The following is a 22685-nucleotide window of genomic DNA, read 5'->3' as shown; positions in this document are numbered from 1 at the left end:
GCCGACACAGGGTATGCTCACATTCGTCGGTCTCGGACTCTACGACGAGCGCTCGATCACGGTCGAAGGGAAAGAGGCCCTCCAGACTGCGACCGACATCTACGCCGAGTTCTACACGAGCAAGTTGATCGGCACGACGATCCAGAAACTGGAGTACTACCACGACATCGACGTCGAAGTGCTCGATCGCGCAGCCGTCGAACAGACCCCCGACGAACTCCTCGATGCCGCCGAAGACGGCGACGTGGCCTTCGTAACGGCGGGCGACACGATGGTCTCGACGACACACGTCGACCTCCGTCTGCGGGCCGAGGAGCGTGGCATCCACACGCGAGTGATCCACGGGACGACCGCACAGACGGCCGCGAGTTCACTGACCGGGCTCCAGAACTACCGCTTCGGGAAGGCGACGACGCTCCCCTTCGAAGACGCCCACGGCGGCGACGGCGTCCCCGACAGCGTCGTCGAGACGATCACGGCGAACCAAGAGCGAGGCCTCCACACCCTCGTCTACCTGGACATCAAAGTCGACGACCCCCACTGGGAGGGCGAACAGGAGTTCATGACCGCAGACCACGCCGCCGGCCTGCTCGCAGACCACCTCGACACGCTCGGCGTCGTCGTCGCACGGGCGGGCAGTGCGAACCCAGTCGTCGAAGCAGACAGCCTCGACGCACTCGCCGACGGCGACTACGGCGGCCCGCTGCACCTCCTGGTCGTCCCCGCCGACCTCCACGAGATGGAACGAGACGCACTCACGACGCTCGCCGACGCGCCGCTGGACGACTAGTCACCTTCGGCCGTCAGTTCTTCCCGGAGGTCGTACTCCGTCCCGGTCACGAGATACGCCACGTCGTCGACGAGCGAGAGGATCTCCGGCAGCACCTTCACCACCAGCCACGTGATGCCTACGAGCGCGATCACCGAACCGAACTGCGCGAGCAGGCGGTCGGCGATGTAGTACGACACCATCTGCTCGTCGGCCGTTCCAAAGAGGTCGGTGATCGTGCCCACGAACCACTGCATTCGCTGCTGGCCGAACATCGTCGCGATGAACACGTTCCGAACCAGGTTCAACCCGTAGATCACCGGCACGGAGACCGCCAGCGCGCGGGCCTTCCGACCCAGCGGAGCCTCGACGGCGAGGATCGCACCGGCAAGAATCGAGATGCTCCCCACGCCAGTACAGGCGACGATGATCGTGTACGTGATCGGCCGCTCGTTGCCCGGGAAGTAGAACGTGCTCAGATAACCGTAGTCCGAGGACGGGACCTCGCTCAGGACGCTGGTCCCTCGCACGAGTTCGGGCTCGACGCCGATCAGCGAGAGGAGCGTCCCCGTCTGTGCGGCGACGACCTCGATCATCCACTTGCGAAGCGGGTTCGACTCCAGCAGCGGAAGGTAGGTGAAGGGCAGATAGAGCAGCCCCATGTACCCAATCGCCTTCGAGAGAGTGAACAGCGAGTCGCGGCCGTTCCAGAGGAGGTAGCCGACGTACAGCGACAGTGGGACGGCAGCGATACTACCGATCCCCTCGACGATGCTCTTCTGGACGAGGACGAAGTGGGGCACCAGGACGAGCCAGAAGAGTCCGAAGACTCCCCACGTGAGAGCGCCGAGCTGTCGGGCTCGCTCGCGTGCGTCCGTGTGGGCAGCGAGGACGCCCGTCGCGAGAAAGCTGATCACGAGCAGCCACGAGAGCGGCCGTGCGACGGCGAGCGGGTCGCCAACGACCGAGGTAAGCGGGGCGGCACCGACCATGTGTTGCTACGTTACGCAATCGCGGGTATATGCTTTGCCGTTGTGCCCGCTGTCGGCACTATCGAAGGAGCGTCCGAAGAAAAATCGCGAATCAAGGACCGGACGAAGTCCGGTTAGTTAGTGTCCTCAGTTGTTGCGCCGCGTCGCGAGCAGCGCAGCAGCGAGGAGGCCGACGAGTGCGACGACTGCGCCGAAGCCAGCACCGTCGCCGGTGGTGGTCTCGTCGCCGCCGTCGTCAGTCGGGGTGTCCTCGTCCGGAGTCGGCGTGTCCTCGTCCGGCGTCGGGGTGTCCGTTTCCGGCTCAGGCGTCGGCGTGTCCGTGTCCTCGGTGGTCTGGATCGTGACCGTCGCGCTGTCCGTCACTGCCGAGCCGTTCTCGGTGTACGGACCGTCCGCACCATCACCATCGCCGAAGTCGTACTCTTCGTTGTCGTTGGTGTCCTGGTGGGGCATCGCGACGACCGTCGCGTTCTCGTCCAGAGCGGAGTCGAGGCTGATCTCGACATCCTGCTGGGTGCCAGAGTCGAGGTACTCGGAGTTGCCGATGACCTCACCGCTGGCGTTGTTGAGGTGGATCGCGACGAAGCCACCGTTCTCGGTCGTAACCGAGTCGACCGTCACGGTGGAGCCGTCGGTGGTCTGGTTGCTGATGCTGACGGAGGCAGTCGGCACTTCGCCGATGCGACCGTCGTACTCGTCACCGACCGGGGAGCCACCGCGACGCGTCTGCAGCGTCAGGTTGGTCCCGGGCGAGACGTCGCTGAAGTCAGCGCCTTCCGTCGTGAAGGTACCGTCCGGCTGGACGGTTGCTTCAGGTCGAGTCTGGAACGGACTCGCGTTGTCGCTGGACTTGACCCGAACGTTGAGGTCGGTGCCAGGCGCGTAGTTGGTCTGACCGGAGACGGTCTGACCGGACGCGGACTCGATCAGGATGAGGTCGTCAGCGTTCGTGACGAGCTCAGTGTTCGGTTCGACGAGCGTGAAGTCACTGGTGACTTCCTCGTTGTCGTCGATCGTGTTGAGGACGTTGTCGTCCTCGATGGTGAACGTCGCCTCGAAGTTGTCGTCTTCCGCGAGGTCGCGGGTCGGCTGGTCGACGTTCGACAGTTCAACGGCGATGAAGTACGAGTTGTTCTCGGGGTCTTCGATGACCGAGATCGCGTCGTCGTTCACGAAGTCGAGCTCCTTCGGGTTGCGGTTTGCTTCCTCGTTGGTCTGCTCGATCGTGAGGTCGATCGCTTCGTCGTCGTCGTTGCCCTGGTTGTTGTCGATGAGGGTCTTCAGACCACCTGCGTGGTCCACAGCACCCTCGATACCGCCAGCTTCGAGCTGGAGGATGACGGTGTCACCGTCGGCGTCACCGCCGTCGTAGGCAACTTCACCAGACTCGGTGATCGACGAGCCGATCTCGTCGTAGACGTCGCCGACTTCGAGGTCGTCGATGTCAGTGCCCTTCGGCGTGACCCACGACTGCATGCCGTCAGTCGAGCGCGGCTGCAGCGAGAGCGTACCGAGCGCGTCGGAGTCGGTGTAGTCGTCAGTACCCATCTCGACGTGGCCGACGGAAGCGTTCATCTCGTACTCCGTCGGGTCGAGAGTGTCGGAGCCGACAGCCTCGTCGGTGTCGGTGAAGTCGCCACCCTGCGTGACGAATTCGATCTCGTCGTCAGTGTTACCGACGCTGACGACGTTCTCCTCGGATGCGCGGCCTGCGGTGTAGCTGTTGAATTCGAGGGAGACCTGACCGTCACCGCTCTCGTCAGAGACCTGGTAGACGATGTAGTAGCCCTGATCTTCGGTACCGATGGTGACCGTCGCTTCGTCGGTGTTGGTCATCTCGACCGTGACGTTCGCGACGTCACCAGCTTCGTCGGTGAAGACGCCGTCACCAGCGAAGGAGACGTCGCCCTCACCGGCTTCCGAGACTTCGATCGAGTCAGTTTCCGACGTGATGCCGGTGTCGTCGTGCGTGACTTCGATCGAGTAGTTGCCCGTGCCGTAGTCAGCGTTGGTCGGGGCGGTGAAGCGAACGGTCGCCTCACCGGAACCGGAGAAGCTACCGGTCCGTTCGATGGTGTCACCGCCGTCGTCCTCGACGGCCTCGCCGTCGCTGTCGAGGAGCGTGGCCGTCCACGGGTCGTCGAGGTTCGCGTTGGACTCGACATCCGCGACGATGCGGTCTTCCGTGGAGATCTGCGTGTCACGGGCTTCGGCGCTGAGGCCGAGGTCGTTGGCTGCAAGATCGTAGTTGGTGTCAGTCACACCGCTACCACTAATCTGGACGTTGTACGTTTCGCCCGTGTCGAGGTTCGACGTGTCGAAGTTGATGGCCGTGTCGAACGCCGTGTTGAAGTTGGCAACACGGTTGTTCGTCGGGTTACCATCATCGTCGGTCGTGTAGACCTCGATCTGGGTGTTCTCGGCACCGGGGGTGAATCGGATCGTCTCACCAGCGAAGACCGAATCCTCACCGTTGACGGTCTTCGAGTACTCGCCGGCGACCTTGTACGTGCCGACAACCGGGCTCAGCGTCGTGGAGCCATCGTCACCAGTTGCCGTGACGACGTGTTCGAGACGGTTCGCGTTCTCGCCGTCAGTCACGTCGAAGTCGACGTTGAGCACGACGGAGGCACCGTTAACCGCGGAGCCACCGGCGTCCTCGCTCAGATCGAAGGTGATCTGATCGTCGTCGAAGTCGACGTTTTCGACGGAAACGTCGCTAGACGTGGAGCCGTCGACGGAAACGTCGTCGATCGTCAGGCCGTTGTCTTCAGCGTCGGCCGTGTCGATCGTGATCTCTTCCGTGTCGTCGGAGTCGAGATACGCGTCGAATTCGACGGTCTGTGTTTGTACGTCGTTACTACGAGAGTCGTCAGCCTCGAGCACGCGGTTCTGCGTGATGTCGAGGCTTTCGACAGTATCGTTAGCGGAATTGTCCGCAACTGCTCCCGCGGTGAAAGCCGTGCCCATCGCGACGACGGACATGACCATCAGCGCAGAGAGGAACAGGCTGCGAACCTTGTCGTTAGTTCCTGTCATAGTTTGTTGTCTGTTGCAATCGGAGCCAGCAGCTTTCTCCCTGTCGGACGCGGCTCTTGTGGCGAACCGCGTACAGACCGAACCGGCATACTCGCTACTGACACCATGGGTAGGGGTACACTCAAAACGTTAGGCGGGTGTTATAAATGCTTTGTGGTCACTTATGCGAGGGTGACACACATACTCACGGCCTGTCCCGGCCGATATCGGCGGAATTGTCGTTCGGGCAACGCCGTCAGTGAGTCGGTACCTCTCGGCCAGCGAGGAAGTGTCCGAGTCACCGATTACGGACCACGCGTGCGCTCGCGAGCATGTGACTGCTCTGGCTGTTGCTCGGACGGCACAGTCACCCAGCGGCAACGTTCGGGAAGAAGGTCCAGCAGAGGTGTCCGGTTCGTGTCGTCGGCTACGACGTGACGATCTCGACTTCGTGGCCGTCGGCGTCCTTCGTGAACGCGTAGTTGTAGTCACAGGACTCGGGATCGCGGTAGTCCTCGGCCTCGCGGGTCAGCAGCGACTCCCAGGTCGCTTCGAGGTCGTCGGCGCGGGCGGCGATGTGGCCCCAGGCGTCGCCCAGCTCGTACGTGCGCCCGTCGTAGTTGTACGTGAGTTCGACGGTCATGGCCTCCTGGGCGGCGTCGGGGTCGGCCATGAAGTAGTTCGCGAAGGTGTCGGCCTCCCAGCGCCCGGCGGGCTCGAAGCCCAGCTTCCGGGCGTACCAGCCGATCGCGGCGTCGGCGTCCTCGACGCGGAGCATCGTGTGATCGAGACTATAGCGTGCGCCGTGGTCGCGTTCGACGATCTCGATCTCGTGGCCGTCGGGGTCTTTCACGAAGGCGTAGCCGGGGTTCTCCTCGGGCGGGCGATAGTCGTCGACGCCCTCGTCCATCAGTTCGTGGTAGGCCTCGGTCACGTCCTCGACGCGGACCGCGATGTGGCCCCAGGCGTCGCCCAGCTCGTACGTGCGCCCGTCGTGGTTGTAGGTGAGTTCGAGCAGGGCACCGTCCTCGTGTACGTCCTCGGGACCGAGGAAGACGTTGGTGAACGTCTCGGCTTCCCAGCGACCCTTCTCCTCGTAACCGAGGTGTGTGGTGTACCAGTCGAGCGATTCGTCGAGGTCTTCGACACGGATCATCGTGTGGTCGAGGGTCAGTCCCATGTGCGAACGAAGACGGTGCGAGCCGAAAAGCCTAGTGCCAGCCGTCACTCCGATGACAGCCCGACACCGGCGCGGACTGTCGACCAGTCGAACCACCAGACGACGGCGACACACAGCACCGTCCCCAGCGGGATCGCGAAGCGGCCGGGCTGGCGACCGAAGCCGTGTGCGAGCGACAGCTGGGTCAGTCCGGCGAGCAAGAGCAGCCCGTCGGTCACGCGGCGGTCCTCGCGGCCCAGCACACGCCCGGCGAGGGCGCTGGCGACGGCACCGAGATAGAGGACGACACCGATCCCCCACGCCTGCAAGAAGGGCGGGAGCACTGTCGTCTGGCGGAAGTAGTAGGCGTCGATGGTGGTGATCGCGCCGGTGTTAGGGTCGACCAGCGCGAAGGGGAACACGAATGTGACGGTCCCGGCCACGGCCACGGACCACGGGAGAACTGCCAGCAGACAGATCGCGCCGAGGCGTCGGTCCATCCGTCACTCCGTGAGGATCCGCAACACGTCTTCGTCTTCGAGTTCGTGGTCCTGACCGACCTGCTGTTCCTCGTGCATGGCGCTCGGGCCGCTCACGCGGGCGAAGCGGAAGCGCTCCTCGAAGTCGCCGCCGAGCTTCTCGCAGGCGTCCTCGACGGTCTGGCCCCGCCGGAGGATCAGCGGCTCATCCTTGTCGATGCCCCGGCCGGGCTTGTCCATGTAGATCCGGATGAGTCCGAGTTCCTCCCAGATCCGCTCGCGGAGCGCATCCAGGCCGCGCTCTTCGACGGCGCTGATGAACACGGCGTCGTCGGGATCGATGTCGTAGTCGCGCAGTTGTGCGTCGACAGTCTCCTTGTAGTCGGGCTCGATGAGATCCGCCTTGTTGACGACGACGGCGGAGGGGACGTAGACGCGGTTGTCCATCACGCCGTCGATGAGCCGGTCGATGTCGACCTGCTCGCCGATCGTGACGTTCGCGTTCACGTGGCCGTGCTCGCGGAGGACGCCCTTGATCGTCTCCTCGTCGAGATCGAGGTCGACGCTGGCGTTGATCGAGAGGCCGTCCTTGGCCTTGCGCCGGATCGAGACCCGCGGTGGCTCCCGGTCGACGCGGACCTTGTTCTTGTACAGTTCCTCGCTGAGACGCTGGTACTGGTCGATCTCGAACACCGACAGGACGAACACGATCAGGTCCGCAGTCCGGACGACCGAGAGCACGGCCTGGCCGTCGCCCTTGCCGGCGGCCGCACCCTCGATCAGTCCGGGTACGTCCAGCATCTGAATGTTGGCCCCGCGGTACTGGAGCATCCCGGGGTTCACGTCAAGCGTCGTGAACTCGTAGGAGCCCGTCTCGCTCTCGGCGTTCGTGAGGGCGTTCAACAGCGTCGACTTCCCGACGCTCGGGAAGCCGACGAGCGCGACGGTGGCGTCGCCGTGTTTCTCGACGGCGTAGCCGCCGCCACCGCCCGAGGAGTCTTGCTGTTCGAGCTTCTCCTTTTTCTCCGCGAGCTTGGACTTGAGCCGGCCGATATGAGCCTCTGTGGACTTGTTGTAGGGCGTGCTGGCGATTTCCTCTTCGATCTCGCGGATCTCCTCTTCGAGCCCCATCAACAGTATATCCGCCCTCGGTTCCGAATAAGGCTTTCCTCATACTGTCGGAGATATTCACACCCCGGGGTCGAGAAGCGAGACGCAGCGTTCCGGCCGGCAGTATCGTGCCGAGAAAACAGAGGACCGCAGCTACCCGTCGTCAGTCTCCTCGGCGGTCGCGAGCTTGATCGCCACTTCGGGTTTCGTCCAGATGACGAACCCGTCGTCGCGGTCGACGACGCCCCGGATGTACTCCTCTTTGACCGGAGGATCGTTGATCTCGGACTCCATGACGGGAGCGACCTGCCGTACCTCGTCGACGATCCAGCCGATCGCGCCCTGGTCGTCGAACGCTTCGGGGTCGAAGACGATCATCAGGGATTCCTGGCCCTCGGCGTCGATGTCGAGCAGCGCCTTCGGATCGAGGATCGTCGTGATCTGGCCCCGCAGGTCGACCACGCCCTCGATGTACTCGTCGGTGTTGGGCACGCGCGTGATCGTGTCGCGTTTGACTATTTCCTCGACCAGCGAGATGTCGATGCAGTAGTGCTCGTCGCCAAGCGTAAACTCCAGGACGCGCGTCGACTCCTCGGTCGTCGTGTTCTCCGACTCGACTGCCGACGGTGCGGTGTCCGTGCTCGCGGCGTCCTCGGTCGACTCGTCGGCCTCCGCCAGCGCAGCGTCGATCTGTTCCTGGTCGGGGAGTTCGACGCCGCTGGCCTCCTGGACCGCGGCGGCAGTCTCTGCCGGCGTCGGTTCGCCCCCACCTGTCTGAGACGACTGGGCCTCTGTCCCGCCGCCCGAGACACTGGCCGCCGCCTGTGCGGCCCGCTGTGCGATTGCCTCGGGGTCGGGTGACCCCTCGTCGGTCGTGTTCGATTCCTCCGGGTCGCTCGCCGAAGTGCCCTCGTTCATACTGTCGTCGCTCGTCTGTGTTCTGTCCGTCCCCTGCGGGGCCCCGTCCGTCCGTGCTGGCTGCTGGGCCGCCTCGTTCTGGGGGGTAGCGTGTGTTCGTTCGCTCGGTTCGTCCGTCTCGACGGCCGTGTCGCTACCGTCCGTCGGTCGATCGTCGGCGTCCGTCTCCGACGGTGACGCCTCGCCGGTCGCTGCTGGGTCGTCGCCGGCTTCCGTCGCTGCGTCGTCGGCCTCGGTGGCCGACTCCTCGTCTGTCTCCGTGTCGCCGACTGCCTCGGACGCAGTGTCAGACTGCTCTGCGGTCGCTTCCGTCGCCTCTGTCTCGTCGTCTGCGTCCGCCACTTCCGGCTGGTCGTCGTCCGTTGGCGCTTCTGACTCCTCGTCTGCTTCCGGCGCTGGCTCTTCGTCGGTCGCTGCATCGTCTGTGTCTACCTCCTCGGAATCGTCGGCGTCGTCGCCAGAGCGCTGGCCCTCTCGCATCCGGCGGATCCGTTTGGCGCGGTCCATGCGCTCGTCGTCGTCGCTCATGCCGGCACCTCCTCGTCCAGCAGGCCGAACTGTCTGTCCAGTTCCGTCGCGACGTCGAGAAAGACCGATTCCATGTCCACGGATTCCTCGTACTGGAAGATAGAACTGCCGGCTGTGAAGGCCCGCTGGAGCGCGACGCGCTTGCGGACCTCCCAGATCGGGAACTCCTCGAACACCTCGCCGAGCCACGACAGCATCGTCTCGTCTTCGTTGGTCTTCTCGACCCGGTTGGCGACCACGCCCAGCGTGTTGACCGTGATGCCGGTCTGGCCCTCCAGGGCGGCCATCTGGTCGATCAGGAGTTCGATAGCTCGTTCCGAGGAGGCCTCGGTCAGCGCCGGGACGAGAATGTTCTGCGACGCGTAGATACCGGTGTCCGTGAGCTTCCCGTAGAAGGGCGGCGAGTCGATGACGACGTAGTCGTAGTCGTCTTCGACCACGGCGAGTGCCTCGTCGAGTACGTCGAGTGCGTGCGCGCCCGAAACGGAGTCGGGCGTGACGTTCAGCGAGAGGTCACTCAGCGTCTTGGGGTCGATGTCGATCGAGTCGTCGTGTTGGACCCGCGCCACGAGGTCGGCGATGGTCAGTTCGTGTTCGACCTGGAGCATGTCGATGTTGCTCGGGACCACGTCCATCTCGTCGTGGTCCACGATCAGATCCGCGATCGACGAGCGCTGGTCGGCGCTCGTCAGCACGTCGAACAGCGTCGGTGGCTGGGCGTCGTAGCTCTCGACCAACCCCAGCGCCTCCGTGGCGTTGCCCTGCGGGTCGAGGTCGACGAACAGCACGTCACGGCCGCGTTCGTTGAGCGCGCCGGCCACGTTGACGGCGACTGTCGTCTTCCCGGTGCCGCCTTTGGCGTTCGTCACACACAGGCGCGCTACAGTGGACCCAGATTGGCGACTCATCGTCGAAGTACCAGGATCTCGTCGCTAGCCGAATATAAAAATACGCTCCCGATTATCAACGACTGGACTGGGAGCCAGCGAGGGCCCGCGAGAGAACGAGTCGTTCAGCGTGTCAGACGGTCGTCTGACTGTGTGCAAGATTTAACACGTTGCAGGGGAAACAGGGCAGTATCATGACCATCAATCCGCGCGACTACGACCTCGACGAGTTACGGAAGATGGCAAAGCAACAGCGGCCGGGCAACGGGATGGGCGACGAGGAGACGCTCGATCCGGCCGAGCTGGGAATGGCGATGGACGAGGGCGGCGAGGCTCCCGCGGGCGATTCGTTCCGTGCCGGCCTCTACCGCGAACTGCTCCCCTTCCTCGGCACGGACGGTACGGAGAAGCCGTATCTGGCGGCGTTGCCCGAGAACTACGCGGCCGAGTTCGTCGTCTTCGAGTGGCTGGAGTTCCTCCTGATGCACTCGGGGTACCAGGGGGCCGAGGAGGCACTCGACTACTACGAGGACATCGACTGGATCACCGACGATGTCCAGTCGTCGCTGTCGGACTACCTCCGTGGCATCGACGAGTCGGGGACCAACGACGGTGCCAGCCTCGACGTGGACGATCACATGCTGAGTCTCGTCTACGTCGCGAAGCTCCACTCGATGGCGTAGACCGGTCGCGCGGACGGATGGTCGAGCGGATCGCTTGCTGGCAGTTCGATTATCAGCTCTGTTAGTTCGGTCGGGGGATATATATCGGACGCGGCAAAACCACTGGCACATGAGTGACGACGCGGCAGACGACGCCTCGACGGGCGACCAGTCAGAGTCAGTCGACGAGGAATCACCGGCCGGCGACGCCGAGGCGGCAGTGCCCATCGGCGTGAAGCTCGGCAGTACCCGAACCGTCATCTCCGTCCCCGGAGCCCGTGGCACCGAGGACGAGATCATCAGGACCCTGACCTGTCTCGCGACCTACGAAGACGCACTGACCGGCGAGGAGAAAGTCCTCTACGGCGAGGAAGCGGCCGCAGAGTACCCCGACCGCGTCCAGTTCATGCTCCGGTCGGGACTGCCCGAAGACGAGGACCGGGCCGAGCTGACCGAGACGTTCTTCCAGGCGTTGATCGACCAGAACGCCCTCCCCGAGTACAGCGCCGTGGTCTACGCGATTCCGACGATCGACAACCCACAGGGCCTGGAGAACCTCAGCTCGGTCATCGAGGGCAGTTCGATCGGCAAGCGCCTCGTCGAGAGCTACCCCGAGTCTCTCTGTGGTGCGATCCCGGCCTTCGGCGACGATCTGGAAGCCATCGACGAGATCTTCCTGGCGGTCAACATGGGATCGACGAACCTCGAAGCGTCGGCCTACCGACGCGGTGAACAGCTCGCGCCGTTCACGACCGGAGCCGTGACCGGCAACGAGGTCGACCGCATGATCGCGAACTACGTCGAGGAAGAGACCCAGGGGCGGGTCAACATCGACACCCAGACCGCCCGCGAGTACAAAGAGGAACACGCCGACTTCGTCGATTTCGAACCCTTCACGGACATCATCCAACAGCCCGGCGGAGGCTCTCACGAGTTCACGATCGAACGCTCCGTGATGGACGCCGTCGACGAGTACCTGGACGACGCGGTCGAGGAAGTCGCCAACACGTTCCTCCCGGAGCTGGCCAACGACTACATGAAAGTGTACCAGCTGGCCCTGGACCGGCCGGTCGTCCTCACTGGCGGCATGGCCTGTATCCCGGGGATCGTCGAGGAGTTCGAGCGCCGGCTCAGCGAGGAACTGAACCGCGAGATCGAGGCCATCGCCGCCGACCAGCCCGACATCGCCCCGACGATCGGTGCCCAGCGGATCGCAGAGCGCCTCGGCGAGAACGCCTAGGAGCCGCCCGCCAGCGTGTCGAACCACCGGACGATCGACGGAGAATCCGCCGGTCTCGACAGTGACAGCGTCTCGAACGCCGTCGGATCGATGCGAACTATCGGCGACTCTGTTTGACAGTCAGTGTCACGACGGTCGAACATTCGACTCGTTGTTGGGGAGAACTGCACCTAAAGCTCAGTCAGACGGTCGTCATTCGGAGAGCAGACGCCACTCGACGACGCCGCCACGGAAGCTTTAACTCACCGCAGAATCTATCATGAACTATAATGAACTGTCCGGCGTGTGGCGTCAGAATGAGCTACAACGACGAGACGACGAAGCTGACGGAGTTCGTCTGCCCGCGGTGTCACGAGACGATCATCGAGTACAAGTCTCGGGCGCGGGTGGCTCCGTAACCCGGTCTGACCGTCGGCTGTCCGTCTGAGACCGGTCTCGTCACTTCGGGACTGACAGCCGGCACATCGGGAGACGGGACGGTGCCACGGAGAGCGGGAGGTTTTTGATTGTGCTTGTCTTTGTTCGCTTATGACTGATACGGCAGTGCGTGTCGCGTCACTCCACGACGGCGGGCGGTCCGTGGAGCAGATCGCGGCCGACGAGTGGGCCGCGAGGGCGGGATTGGACCTGACGCCCGTCGCCGTGAGCGACCTCGTCGACGGCGACCGCTCGCTGGCGGCGTTCGACACCTGCTGGTGGCACGCCGACGAGCCCCCGGAACTGGGATCGACTGCCGACCTCGGCGGCGTCCTCCGAGCGTTCGTCCGCTCGGGCGGCGGGCTCGTCCTCTCGCTGGCGGCGCTGACTGCGGTAGACGACCTCGGGATCGATCCCGTCGTCCCCGACGCGGTCGGGCCGGATCCAGACGGTGGCCCGACCGGTCCGCTGATCAAGGCAGCCTACGACGACCACCCCCTGTTCGAGCCACTGACCACGCGCCGGCCGCTCACCAGAGGCGACACCGACGCGACGCTCGCGCGCTACGATTCGATCCTTCCGGAACGTGGCGAGGTACTGGCAAGCACTGTCAGCGCCGACCACGACGTGCCCGACCTCGTGACCGTCGTGGGCTGGTCGCTGGGTGAGGGCTCCGTCGTCGGCCTCGGTGACGGCCTCGTCTTCGCGGCCGAGGGCGGCGACCACGACCAGCGCGACAGGCTCGCCCGTGCGGTCCTGACGAACGCCGCCGACAGCGCGATCCCCGAACGACCACGGACGGGCGAGGAGATCGCCGCCCTGCGCGATCGCTTCGAGGACGACCCACACCGCCCGCAGTTTCACCTCTCGACGCCCGCCAACTGGCTCAACGACCCCAACGGCGTCGTCCAGTGGAACGGTCGCTACCACGTCTTCTACCAGTACAATCCCGGCGGCCCGTACCACGACACGATCCACTGGGGCCACGCGGTCAGCGACGATCTCCTCCACTGGGAGGACGAACCCGTGGCGCTCACCCCGTCGCCAGACGGTCCCGACCGCGACGGCTGCTGGTCTGGCTGTGCGGTCGACGACGACGGCACGGCGACGCTCGTGTACACGGGCGGGCGCGGCCGCGACCAGCTGCCCTGTCTCGCGACGACGGACGACCCCTCCCTGCGGCGCTGGGAGAAAGCGACGGACAATCCGATCATCGAAGCGCCCCCGACCGAACCGGACCTGCTCTCGACCGAGGAGTGGAACGGGGAGTTCCGCGATCACTGCGTCTGGCAGGACGGCGGGACCTGGTACCAGCTGATCGGGGCCGGACTGGCCGACGGCGGCGGCGTCGTCTTGCTGTACGAGTCCCCGGACCTCCGCGAGTGGGAGTACTGTGGCCCGATCCTCTCGGGGGACCGCGACACGCCACAGGAGACCGTCTGGGAGTGCCCGGAGCTACTCGACCTCGGGGAAAAGCAGCTGTTGCACGTCTCGAACTACGAGGACGTGGTCTACTTCCTCGGCCGGTTCGACGGCACGACCTTCGAGCCGGAGCGGCGCGGGACGCTGGATCACGGCGACTACTACGCCCCACAGTCGCTACGGGCCGACGACGGCCGCCTGCTCACCTGGGGGTGGGTCCCCGAGGCGCGCGACGTGCGCGCCCAGTGGGACGCCGGCTGGTCGGGGACGATGTCGCTCCCGCGAGAGCTGTCCCTCGGCGACGACGGCCGCCTCCGACAGCGACCGGCCCGAGAACTGACGCGGCTCCGTGGCGACCGCGAGTCCCGCGAGAGCGTCACGCTCGACGACGGCGAGTCGACCCGGCTGGACACCGACGGACGCGCGTTCGAACTCGCCACCCGGCTCTCGCTGGTCGACGCCGACGCCGTCGAGGTGACGCTGCTCGGGACGGCGGCAGAGAACGAGCGCACGACGCTGCGGTACACGAGAGACGACGTGCTCGAAGTCGATCGGAGTCGCGCCAGTACCGACCCGCGCGCGACGAGCGACAGTCAGCACGTGCCCGTCACACCGTACGACGAGCCCCTGGACCTGCGCGTGTTCGTCGACGGATCGGTCGTCGAACTGTTCGCCAACGAGCGCCACTGCCTGACGAGTCGCGTCTATCCGACCGGCGACGACGCGACCGGCGTCGGCCTCGCAGCCGTCGGCGGCCGCGCCCGACTGCCGACAGTCGACGCCTGGGATCTGGCGTCGATCTGGTAGCGCATCGGTTATCCATGCTCCGGCGTCGATCGGGAACTGTCGAACGGCTCACCCGCTGTGAGGGCTCCCCCGACACCGATGGAAAGATAGCCGACCACGAGCTGAAGGAGATGCGGCCGTCCACGGCACAGATATCCGGTTGGCGTCCGGCCGCCGTAGCGGAGTCCGTCGGCGTCCCATTCGTAGGCCAACAGCAGCGGTCCATCTGGATGGGGAGCACCGTAGCATCCCGCTTTCAGACCGGTCAGTACCAGGAAGAACCCGGCGAGAAAGAGAGCTGTCGCGATTCGTCCATGCCACCGTGACGTGAGCAACCGTGGGATCGACAGGAGCACCGTCACCCAAAACACCGTTGCCAGTAGCTGCGACCCGATGCCAAACCGTGTTCGAAACGAGGCGTACTGCACCACTCCGACCAGCAAAATGACCGCGGCAAACACGCCCGCCCGAAGCAGCACACGGTCCGTATCGATACTATCAGGCACGACAAGAGACACCAGGTGGAGAGACCTGACGGTAGATCGACAGGGCCGCATTTAGCGTTTTACCTTCGACACCGGCGAACCCACGCGCAGATCAGTCGCTATAGTAACAATTGAAGCGATTGACACACCGATCGCACTTCCGTCGTGCGATCGGGTGTGCATCGACTTTCAATGGCTACGATACCGGTGGTACGAGCCGCCGTCGTCGCTCTCGCCCGCGAAGTACTCGCGGTCCGTCGGCGGCAGGTCCTCGTCGGGCAGCGGGATCTGCCAGTGATCGAGCGTCCCGAGGATCTCCGTGTGAGTCCCTTCGACCCGGAGGCGCAGCGTCGGCGCGAGCGTCCCGCCGAAGCGTCGCATCTGCTCGGATTCGGGCAGGTCTGCGACCCGATCCATCGAGTCGGCGTCGAAGTCGTAGTAGTTGAAGAAGCTCTGGACGAGCACTTCCTCGCGGTGAGGAACGGCCATCCACGAGTACGCCTGGAAGGGGGCGTTCGCGGGGTTGGTCACGACGAGTCCGGAGTCGTTGAGCGGGACGTAGTCGCCACGCAGCGAGTCGGCGACGAAGCCATACAGCGCGTCGTAGCCGTCGAGCCCCGGCGCGAAGGTGTGGTCGTGACTGGAGACGAAGAGGTAGTAGCGGCCGTCCCGCCGGACGACGTGGGGACGTTCGAGTTCCTGGTTGACACAGACCGAATCGAGGAGCGGGCCACACAGCTCCCAGGAGAGCGGGTCGCCCGTCGGCGAGCGGGCGAGGCCGACGCTGCCGTTGAACTCCTGGTGGGCGGCGTCGCCGCCACAGGCGTCGCTGCCCTCGGGCACCGGCGTATTGGCCTCGAACAGGAGGTGCGTCTCGCCGGTCGCGGGGTCCTCGAAGAACCACGGATCTCGGAAGGTGTAGGTCATCCCGCGAGACTGGTCCTGGCGCTCGTAGCGGTCGCCGTCCGGGCGGAGCAGTTCGTGGTGGGTCCAGGGTCCCTCGATGGCAAAGTCGCCGTCGGTGCGCGGCGTTCCCCCGGACGCGCCGACGATGCGCTGGGTGTAGGTGAGTTCGTCGGCCCCGCGCTCCCCGGCCGCGGTGTAGAAGAGGTAGATGTCGCCGTCGTCGTACAGCCCGGAGCCGGCCCAGGTGCGCTGGCCCAGCGGCTCTTCGAAGACGACGCCGCCGGGCTGCCACGTCCGGCCGTCGGCCGAGTAGAAGTACCGGATCGTCGCCACGTCGTGGCGCTTGCCCGGCAACAGGTCGGCCGGCGCAGTCAGCGAGAACGCGACCCGGTAGCCGTCGACGGTGGCGACCGTGCCGTCGCGCTCGCGCAACAGCCAGGTGTCCCAGACGTGAACGTCGGGTGCCTGATCGGTCGCGGGCGGGTAGAAGATCGGTGCCGTCGTGTCGTCGGTTCGCTCGATACGACTCGCCTGTTCGCGCGACCACCCTGACCGCGCGCCGTGGCCCGGAACGGCGGTCCCAGCACTGTCCTTGCTCATACTGCACGTGTGGCCGACTGGCTGAAAAGAGTTACTACAGCCGTTGTATCTGATTCAGTCGACGTGTTCCTCGCTGGTCTCCGAGGGGTCGACGCCGTCGGGTCCGGTCAGCTCCAGTGGCCTGATCCAGATCGACCACATCGCGATCGCACCGAGCCCGTAGCCGATCGCCCAGACGACGCTTCCGAGGGTGTCCAGTCCGATCCCGGAGAGCGCGTAGTTCGCCAGTCCGGGAACGATCACGACCGTCGCGAACGCGAGGCCGAAGGCGATCTTGTTCCGATGACCGCTCGTGTCCGCTACCATACCCACACAAGGGACCCCGCGAGTAAATGCGTGCCGAACTCGTCGGCGAGGTCGTACTGCCGGCAGTGTCAGGCCCCGCTCAGTCGGTCGAACGCGTCCCACGAGGGATCGCCGTCGGGCGGGTGGACGCGCTCCCCGTCCCGGACGACCCCCTCACCGGCGACGACCTCGCCGACGGTCGCCGCCGGCGTCCCGCGGTCACGCAACGCCCCGACCACGTCGTCTGTGGCCTCCGGCTCGACGGTCAGCAGCAGCGTGCCCGCGCTCGTCACCAGCCACGGATCCACGTCGAGGGCGTCACACACCCGCTCGACGCCGGGCTGGACCGGCATCCGGTCGCTGTCGACGGTAAAGCGGACGCCCGCTCCGGTCGCCATCTCGGTCAGCCCCCCGACGACGCCTCCCTCGGTGGCGTCGTGCATCGCCGTGACGCCACCGGCGGCGAAGGCCGTCCGCGCGTCGGCCACGGCCGCGATGTCGTCGACGCGCTCCTGTGCGATCGCGACGGTTTCGGCGTCGACGCCCAGCCGCTCGGGAAACAGCGTCGAGAGCAGGCCCGTCACCTCGGCCGCCGGCCCAGTCGTCACGACGAGCTGGTCGCCGGGCGTCGCACCGTCGGGCCGGACGACGTCGTCGTGGTCGCCGACGCCAAGCACCGTCGCACCCCCGACCCACGAGCTGTCGATGCCGGGGTAGCGCGCGGTGTGGCCCGAGACGATGCTCACGCCCAGGCGCTCGGCGTGGTCGCTGATCGCCCGCCACACCGTCGCGAGGTCGTCGTCGCTCCAGGACGGCGGGAGCGTGAGACTCATCGCCAGGTGGGTCGGCGGGACGCCCGAGACGGCCACGTCGGTCAGGACGATCTCCAGGGCGAAGCGGCCGGCGCGTTCGAGCCCGAGTTCCGGCAGCAGCGAGACCGGATCGGTCGCGATCACGACCGCCTGCCCACCCACGTCGAGGACCCCGAAGTCGACGCCGTGGCGCGGCCCGACGGTCACGTCGGCCCGCGACGCGCCGAGGTTCGGATAGATCGTCTCGTCGAAGAACGAGGCGTCGATCTTGCCCAGATCTGTCATGGAGCGGCGTTGGTGGCGGGGAGGTAAAGAGCCAGCCATCCGCGCGTCTCCCCTGGCGTCAGAGGACGCGCACGTCCGCCGGGTCGACGCGGAGCGCCACGTCGCCCGCGGGCGGTTCGTCGGCGTCGGTCTTGACGACGAGCGTCCGGCCCTGCCACTCGCAGTGGACTCGGTAGGCGTCACCGAGGAACTCCACCGTCTCGACCGTCGCCCGCAGGGACACCGTCCGCTCCGTAGCCGGCGTGTCCGCACTGTCCCGGCCGACGGCGATCGCTTCGGGCCGAACGGCGACGACGACGGACTCGCCGCGGTCGCAGTCACTGCCAGCCGGGAGCGCGATGGCAGCGTCGCCGACAGTTGCCCGCGTCCCGTCCGGCGTGACGACGCCGTCGAAGACGTTGTTGTCGCCGACGAACTCCGCGACGAACCGCGTCGCCGGCTCGCGGTACACCGTCTCCGGCGTCGCGACCTGCTCGACGCGGCCCTCGCGCAGCACCGCCACGCGGTCGCTGATCGCCAGCGCCTCGGCCTGGTCGTGGGTGACGTAGACGGTGGTGATCCCCAGCTCCGACTGGATCCGCTTGATCTGGACGCGCAGGCGCTGGCGCAGCTGTGCGTCCAGCGCCGAGAGGGGTTCGTCCAGCAAGAGCACCGCCGGCTCGGGTGCGAGCGCACGCGCCAGCGCGACCCGCTGTTGCTGGCCACCGGACAGCTGGTCGGGGTCGCGGTCGGCGAGGTCGGCGACTTCGACGAGTTCCAGCAGTTCCGTCACGCGCTCGTCGTCGTCGCGCGCGGGACTGTCGCGAAACTGGAGCCCGTAGGCGACGTTCTCGCGGACGCTCATGTGGGGAAAGAGCGCGTAGTTCTGGAAGACGATCCCCGTCTCGCGGTCCTCGGGCGGCTCGCCGGTCACGTCCCGGCCGCCGATCGAAACGATCCCGCGATCGGGCGACTCCAGGCCCGCAATCGAGCGCAGCGTCGTCGTCTTCCCACAGCCCGAGGGGCCGACGAGAGTGAAGAACTCGCCGTCGGCGACCGACAGCGACACGTCGTCCAGCGCGGTCACGTCGTCGTAGCCGACAGTCAGTCCCTCGATTTCGACGCCCGGTGCCGTCATCGTTCCCACCGCCCGCCCACGCGATCGATCACCACGAAGCTGACGGTCGTCACCGCGAGCAACACCGTCCCCATCGCCGTCGCCGGTCCGAGGTTCGGCCCCAGCGAGCGGTTCCCGGTGTACCGTTCCAGCGCCACCGGCATCGTCGCGCTGTCGACGCCCTCGGCGAGCAACACCGTCGTGTCGAACTCGCCGATGCTGATGGCGACGGCGAAGGCCGCCCCGGCCACGAGCGCGGCGGCGATCAGCGGCAGTTCCACGTCGAGGAGGGCCGTCGTCCGGCTCGCACCCAGCGAGCGGGCGGCGTCGACGAGTCGGTCGTCGATGGCACTCAGTGCCGGCGTCACCGTCCGGGTGACGAAGGGGTAGCCCGCGACCGCGTGGGCGGCGACGATCGCGACCGGGCCGGTGACCGTCAGCCGGTGGCCGAACAGCTCCGTCCCGAACACGAGCGTCCGGAGCATCCCCAGACCGAGGACGATCCCGCTGACCGCGAGCGGTGCCGTCAGCAGCGCCTCGGCGATCCGCGAGCCGCGCGTCTCGCGGGCGGCGACGACCGAGACGACGACGCCCATCGGGAGCGCGAGCACGAGCGCGCCGGCCGCAAAGAGCAGCGAGTTCGTGATCGCCGGCCCCGGCTGGACCGTCCCGGTCGCGGCCGAGGCCTGCTGGGCCAGCAGGAAGGCGTAGTAGTCGGTCGTGAACTGTCCCTCGGGCGTCGTGACGCTCTCGACGACCAGACTCGCCAGCGGCCCGACGAACAGGATCAGCACGACGCCGCCGTACGACAGGAGCGCGAGCCGGCGCGGATCGACCAGCGACCGCCAGCCGGCCAACAGCGGCTCTCGATCGATCGAACGAGATCCCCCGCCGGCACCGAGTTGCATCGCCTCGAACCGGAGGTAGAGGTAGATCAGTCCCAGCGACAGCGCCGTCTCGATAGCGCCGAGCGTCGCCGCCTCGGTCAGCGCGAGGTTCTGAACGCGGGCGAACAGCCACACCTCGACGGTCGCGAATTCGAGCCCGCCAAGCGCCAGCACGATCGGGAACGACATGAACGTAAAGAGGAAAGTGAGCACCGCGGCGGTCAGCAGCGCCGGGAGCAACTGCGGGACGACCACGTCGCGAAACGCCACGAGCGGTGACGCACCCAGCGTCCGGGCGGTCTCGACGCGTCGCGCGTCGACCGACTCCCAGGCGGCCGTCACCAGTCGCGTCACCAGCGGCGCGTTGTAGAAGGCGTGGGCCAGCACGATGATCTCCAGCGTGAAGGTGAGTTCGACCGGGCCGAGCCCGACGACGGCGAGCAGGTCGTTGAACAGCCCGGTGCGGCCGAACATCGCCAGAAAGCCCACCGCGACCATGATCGAGGGCAGGACGAAGGGGAGAATCGTCACCGAGCGCAGGAAGCGCCGGCCGGGAAACTCGAAGCGAGCCAGCAGGTACGCGCCCGGCAGTCCGACGAGGACGCTGGCGACCGTCGACAGCAGCGCCTGGTACGCCGTAAAGCCGAACAGATCCGCGTAGAACGGGTCGCCGAGGACCGCCCCCAGCGGTTCAAGCGAGAGCACCCCGCCGACACGGACCGCGCCGACGAGGACGCTCCCGACGGGGTAGTAGAACACGACCAGCAGCGTCGCCAGTGTCGCGATGACCCCCACCGGCAGCGCGAGTCTGTCGACCCGGGCGTCCATCCTAGTTGCTCGCGATCTGTCGGGCCCACTCGTCGATCCAGCCGCTCACGTTGCCCGACAGCTCGTCGTAGGTGAAGGTGACAGGTTCGGGGGGCTCCAGCGCGTACTCGCCGAAGTCGCCGCCGGGGTCGACGCCCTCGACGGCCGGGAACTGGACGTTTCGCGTGGCGATCTCGCGCTGGGCCGGCGCTGTCAGTGCGAAGGAGGCGAACGCCTGTGCCAGTTCGGCGTCGTCGCTGTCGGCGAACTGGGCCATCCCCTCGGGGTTGGCGTAGCCCTGATCGTTCAGGAAACCGACCTGGTGGCGGGACATGTCGACGCCCTCGCCGTGGTAGAACACCTGGTCGGTCGAGTACGAGACGACCATCGGGGCCTCCTCGTCCGAGTACGCGTTGTACGCCGGCTCCCAGTCCGAGAGGATCGTGACGCCGTTGTCGACCAGCCCCTCCCAGTAGTCGAGATAGCCGTCGGGGTCCTTGTTGTAGATCGTCCACAGCAGGAACGCGCGACCGGGGTCGGACTGCTGGGCGTTCTGGGCGATCAACGCGTCCTCGTAGGCGGGTTCGAGCAGGGCGTCGAAGGTGCCCGGCGCGTCGACCTCGCCCTCGTCGTAGACGAGGCTGATGTACCCGGTGTCGTAGGGGACGACGCGACCGTCGGGATCGAACTGCAGTTCCGACTTGACCGTGTCCGCGCCGTCGATGCGGTCACTGGCGGTCGCGAACAGCGTCTCGTCGAGTTGCTCGTCGGCCCGGACGAGTTCCCCCGTGTTGAGCCCGACGAACAGGTCGGCGTCGATCGGCGCGCCCTCGGACTTGCGCTGGATGTACTGGTTGAGCCCGTTCTCGGGCGTCTCGAACTCGACGGTCACCTCCGGGTGCTCGGACTCGAACTCGGATTTGAGCCAGTTGCCGGCCGCGCCGTCGCCGACGAACGACGAGTAGGTCGCGACCGACAGCGTCCCGCTCAGTTCTTCGACGGTCCCGGTCGTCGTTCCCGCCTCGGTCGCACTCTCCGTGGCCTCGGTGTCGGTCGCGCTCTCGGTACTCGCCGACTCGGTCCCGTCGCCGCCGTCGCCGGTACAGCCCGACAGCGCAGTCAGGCCTGCGAGGCCGGCTCCGGTTCGCGTGAGGAAGTTCCGTCGTCTCATTTCCCAGTTGTTACACCGAGGAATACTTGAACCGCACGCTCTCGCCGGCAAGGGGTGAGAGAGTCGACAGGACTACGCGATCAGGCGAGTCCGAGCCCGCCGAGCACGAGCCGGACGCCGACGACGGCCAGCAGCCCGAGGACGAAGCGACGGCGGGCTCGCTCTGGAATCCGCACTCGAAGCCGCCGGCCGACGGCGACGCCTGCAACCGCTGGCACTGCGGCCGCGACGGAGAGGGCCACCGTCGTGAGGTCGGGATACAGTCCGAGCGCCCCGGCAGCGCCGACCCGCACCGCGTTCAGACCCAGGAAGATCATCGCGGCGACGCCGACGAACAGCTCGTGCGAGAGGTCGCGACTCCGCAGATAGGCGATCAGCTGGACGCCGACGTTGGTCCCGCCAAAGAGGACGCCGGAGACGGCGCCGATGGCGACCATCGCCAGTGGCGTCTCGACGAAACAGCCCGCTTTCAGCCGGTCGAACCACGGAATCGGCACCGCTCGCTGTGCCGTCGCGACGAAGCCGAGCGTCACCACACCGAGCCCGACTCTGAGAGGGGCCGCGGGGAGTCGGTCGACCGCGGCCAGCCCGACGACGGTGCCGATCAGGGCCGCGGCCAGCAGCGGACCGAACCGGCGACCACAGCTGCGTACGTCCTCGACCGACAGTTCCCGAACGAGCGAGGCGTTGGCCGCCAGAATCGGCACGATCATGAACACGACTGCCGTCGTCGGTTCGACCACGGTCGCCAGTGCCATCGTCCCGACGAGTGCGAATCCGAAGCCGGCGAGGCCGTTGACCGCTCCGGCGATCAGGACGACGCCGACGAACACCGCGACCGTCGTGGGCGTCAGTGCGAGCGACACGGTCGTCAGTTCGCGACAGAGGGCCAAGACAGTGGGGGCGGATCTCGCGAGCGACACACGACCTCGCCGGAAAGCGGCACGTCTTTTGAGCCCCACCG

The 22685-nt window shown here is 66.4% G+C and carries 19 protein-coding genes; 4 read left to right on the top strand and 15 right to left on the bottom strand.

Annotated elements, in window-relative coordinates; translation table 11 throughout:
• The first annotated feature begins 13 nt into the window (after positions 1–13).
• Positions 14–790 carry a diphthine synthase gene (gene dph5 / locus AC5FRZ_RS06870; protein ID WP_208628160.1) on the top strand — a complete coding sequence of 259 codons (777 nt, stop codon included), beginning with the start codon at positions 14–16 and terminating at the stop codon, positions 788–790.
• Here dph5 and artA read toward each other — a convergent pair.
• The 7 genes from artA to AC5FRZ_RS06835 all read right to left on the bottom strand — a co-directional run bounded on the left by artA (position 787) and on the right by AC5FRZ_RS06835 (position 9881).
• A complete protein-coding gene (gene artA, locus AC5FRZ_RS06865) occupies positions 787–1761 on the bottom strand; it encodes an archaeosortase A (RefSeq protein WP_493564226.1) in 975 nt (324 codons plus the stop codon). The two genes, dph5 and artA, sit on opposite strands and share 4 nt — an antisense overlap.
• Positions 1762–1887: 126 nt before the next feature.
• Entirely contained in the window at positions 1888–4800 is a 2913-nt protein-coding gene (locus AC5FRZ_RS06860) for a DUF7282 domain-containing protein (protein WP_493564225.1), read from the bottom strand.
• A 406-nt stretch (positions 4801–5206) separates the two neighbouring features.
• Positions 5207–5959 carry a VOC family protein gene (locus tag AC5FRZ_RS06855; protein WP_170093962.1) on the bottom strand — a complete coding sequence of 251 codons (753 nt, stop codon included), beginning with the start codon at positions 5957–5959 and terminating at the stop codon, positions 5207–5209.
• A 44-nt stretch (positions 5960–6003) separates the two neighbouring features.
• Entirely contained in the window at positions 6004–6438 is a 435-nt protein-coding gene (locus AC5FRZ_RS06850) for a TIGR04206 family protein (RefSeq protein ID WP_170093961.1), read from the bottom strand.
• A gap of 3 nt (positions 6439–6441) precedes the next feature.
• Entirely contained in the window at positions 6442–7548 is a 1107-nt protein-coding gene (locus AC5FRZ_RS06845) for an OBG GTPase family GTP-binding protein (protein ID WP_170093960.1), read from the bottom strand.
• Between the two features lie 132 nt (positions 7549–7680).
• Positions 7681–8973 (bottom strand): chemotaxis protein CheW, encoded by a 1293-nt coding sequence (locus AC5FRZ_RS06840; RefSeq protein WP_493564224.1) that lies wholly within the window; start codon positions 8971–8973, stop codon positions 7681–7683.
• Complete coding sequence (locus AC5FRZ_RS06835) at positions 8970–9881, bottom strand: ParA family protein (RefSeq protein WP_153553089.1); 912 nt, start codon at positions 9879–9881, stop codon at positions 8970–8972. The genes AC5FRZ_RS06840 and AC5FRZ_RS06835 overlap by 4 nt, the downstream gene beginning before the upstream one ends.
• A 173-nt stretch (positions 9882–10054) precedes the next feature.
• On the opposite strand from AC5FRZ_RS06835, the gene AC5FRZ_RS06830 reads away from it, so the two are divergent.
• The 3 genes from AC5FRZ_RS06830 to AC5FRZ_RS06820 all read left to right on the top strand — a co-directional run bounded on the left by AC5FRZ_RS06830 (position 10055) and on the right by AC5FRZ_RS06820 (position 14408).
• Complete coding sequence (locus AC5FRZ_RS06830) at positions 10055–10543, top strand: FlaD/FlaE family flagellar protein (RefSeq protein ID WP_170093958.1); 489 nt, start codon at positions 10055–10057, stop codon at positions 10541–10543.
• Positions 10544–10652: 109 nt separating this feature from the next.
• Positions 10653–11762: an actin-like salactin gene (locus AC5FRZ_RS06825; RefSeq protein WP_493564223.1), complete on the top strand. Its 1110-nt coding sequence runs from the start codon at positions 10653–10655 to the stop codon at positions 11760–11762.
• 528 nt (positions 11763–12290) lie between these two features.
• On the top strand, positions 12291–14408 hold the full coding sequence (locus tag AC5FRZ_RS06820; RefSeq protein WP_493564222.1) for a GH32 C-terminal domain-containing protein: 2118 nt from the start codon (positions 12291–12293) through the stop codon (positions 14406–14408).
• A gap of 8 nt (positions 14409–14416) precedes the next feature.
• Here the strand turns inward: AC5FRZ_RS06820 and AC5FRZ_RS06815 are convergent, their stop codons facing one another.
• The 8 genes from AC5FRZ_RS06815 to AC5FRZ_RS06780 form a co-directional block, all read right to left on the bottom strand.
• Positions 14417–14893: a hypothetical protein gene (locus AC5FRZ_RS06815; protein ID WP_493564221.1), complete on the bottom strand. Its 477-nt coding sequence runs from the start codon at positions 14891–14893 to the stop codon at positions 14417–14419.
• A 168-nt stretch (positions 14894–15061) separates the two neighbouring features.
• Positions 15062–16378, bottom strand: coding sequence for a glycoside hydrolase family 68 protein (locus AC5FRZ_RS06810; protein WP_493564220.1), 1317 nt, complete (start codon positions 16376–16378; stop codon positions 15062–15064).
• A gap of 54 nt (positions 16379–16432) precedes the next feature.
• A complete protein-coding gene (locus AC5FRZ_RS06805) occupies positions 16433–16684 on the bottom strand; it encodes a DUF7996 family protein (protein ID WP_153553084.1) in 252 nt (83 codons plus the stop codon).
• Between the two features lie 68 nt (positions 16685–16752).
• Positions 16753–17760, bottom strand: a complete 1008-nt coding sequence (locus tag AC5FRZ_RS06800) for an AIR synthase family protein (RefSeq protein WP_372479216.1) — start codon at positions 17758–17760, stop codon at positions 16753–16755.
• 58 nt (positions 17761–17818) lie between these two features.
• Complete coding sequence (locus AC5FRZ_RS06795) at positions 17819–18877, bottom strand: ABC transporter ATP-binding protein (protein ID WP_493565078.1); 1059 nt, start codon at positions 18875–18877, stop codon at positions 17819–17821.
• A complete protein-coding gene (locus AC5FRZ_RS06790) occupies positions 18874–20571 on the bottom strand; it encodes an ABC transporter permease (RefSeq protein WP_493564219.1) in 1698 nt (565 codons plus the stop codon). The genes AC5FRZ_RS06795 and AC5FRZ_RS06790 overlap by 4 nt, the downstream gene beginning before the upstream one ends.
• Position 20572: 1 nt before the next feature.
• Positions 20573–21721, bottom strand: coding sequence for a thiamine ABC transporter substrate-binding protein (locus AC5FRZ_RS06785; protein ID WP_208628171.1), 1149 nt, complete (start codon positions 21719–21721; stop codon positions 20573–20575).
• An 80-nt stretch (positions 21722–21801) separates the two neighbouring features.
• A complete protein-coding gene (locus tag AC5FRZ_RS06780) occupies positions 21802–22587 on the bottom strand; it encodes a TSUP family transporter (RefSeq protein ID WP_493564218.1) in 786 nt (261 codons plus the stop codon).
• Between the last annotated feature and the right edge of the window lie 98 nt (positions 22588–22685).

Source organism: Halomicrobium sp. HArcht1-1 (genome assembly GCF_058933285.1).
Note: the sequence above shows the minus strand (reverse complement) of the source record. Positions and strands in the feature narration are given on the sequence as shown.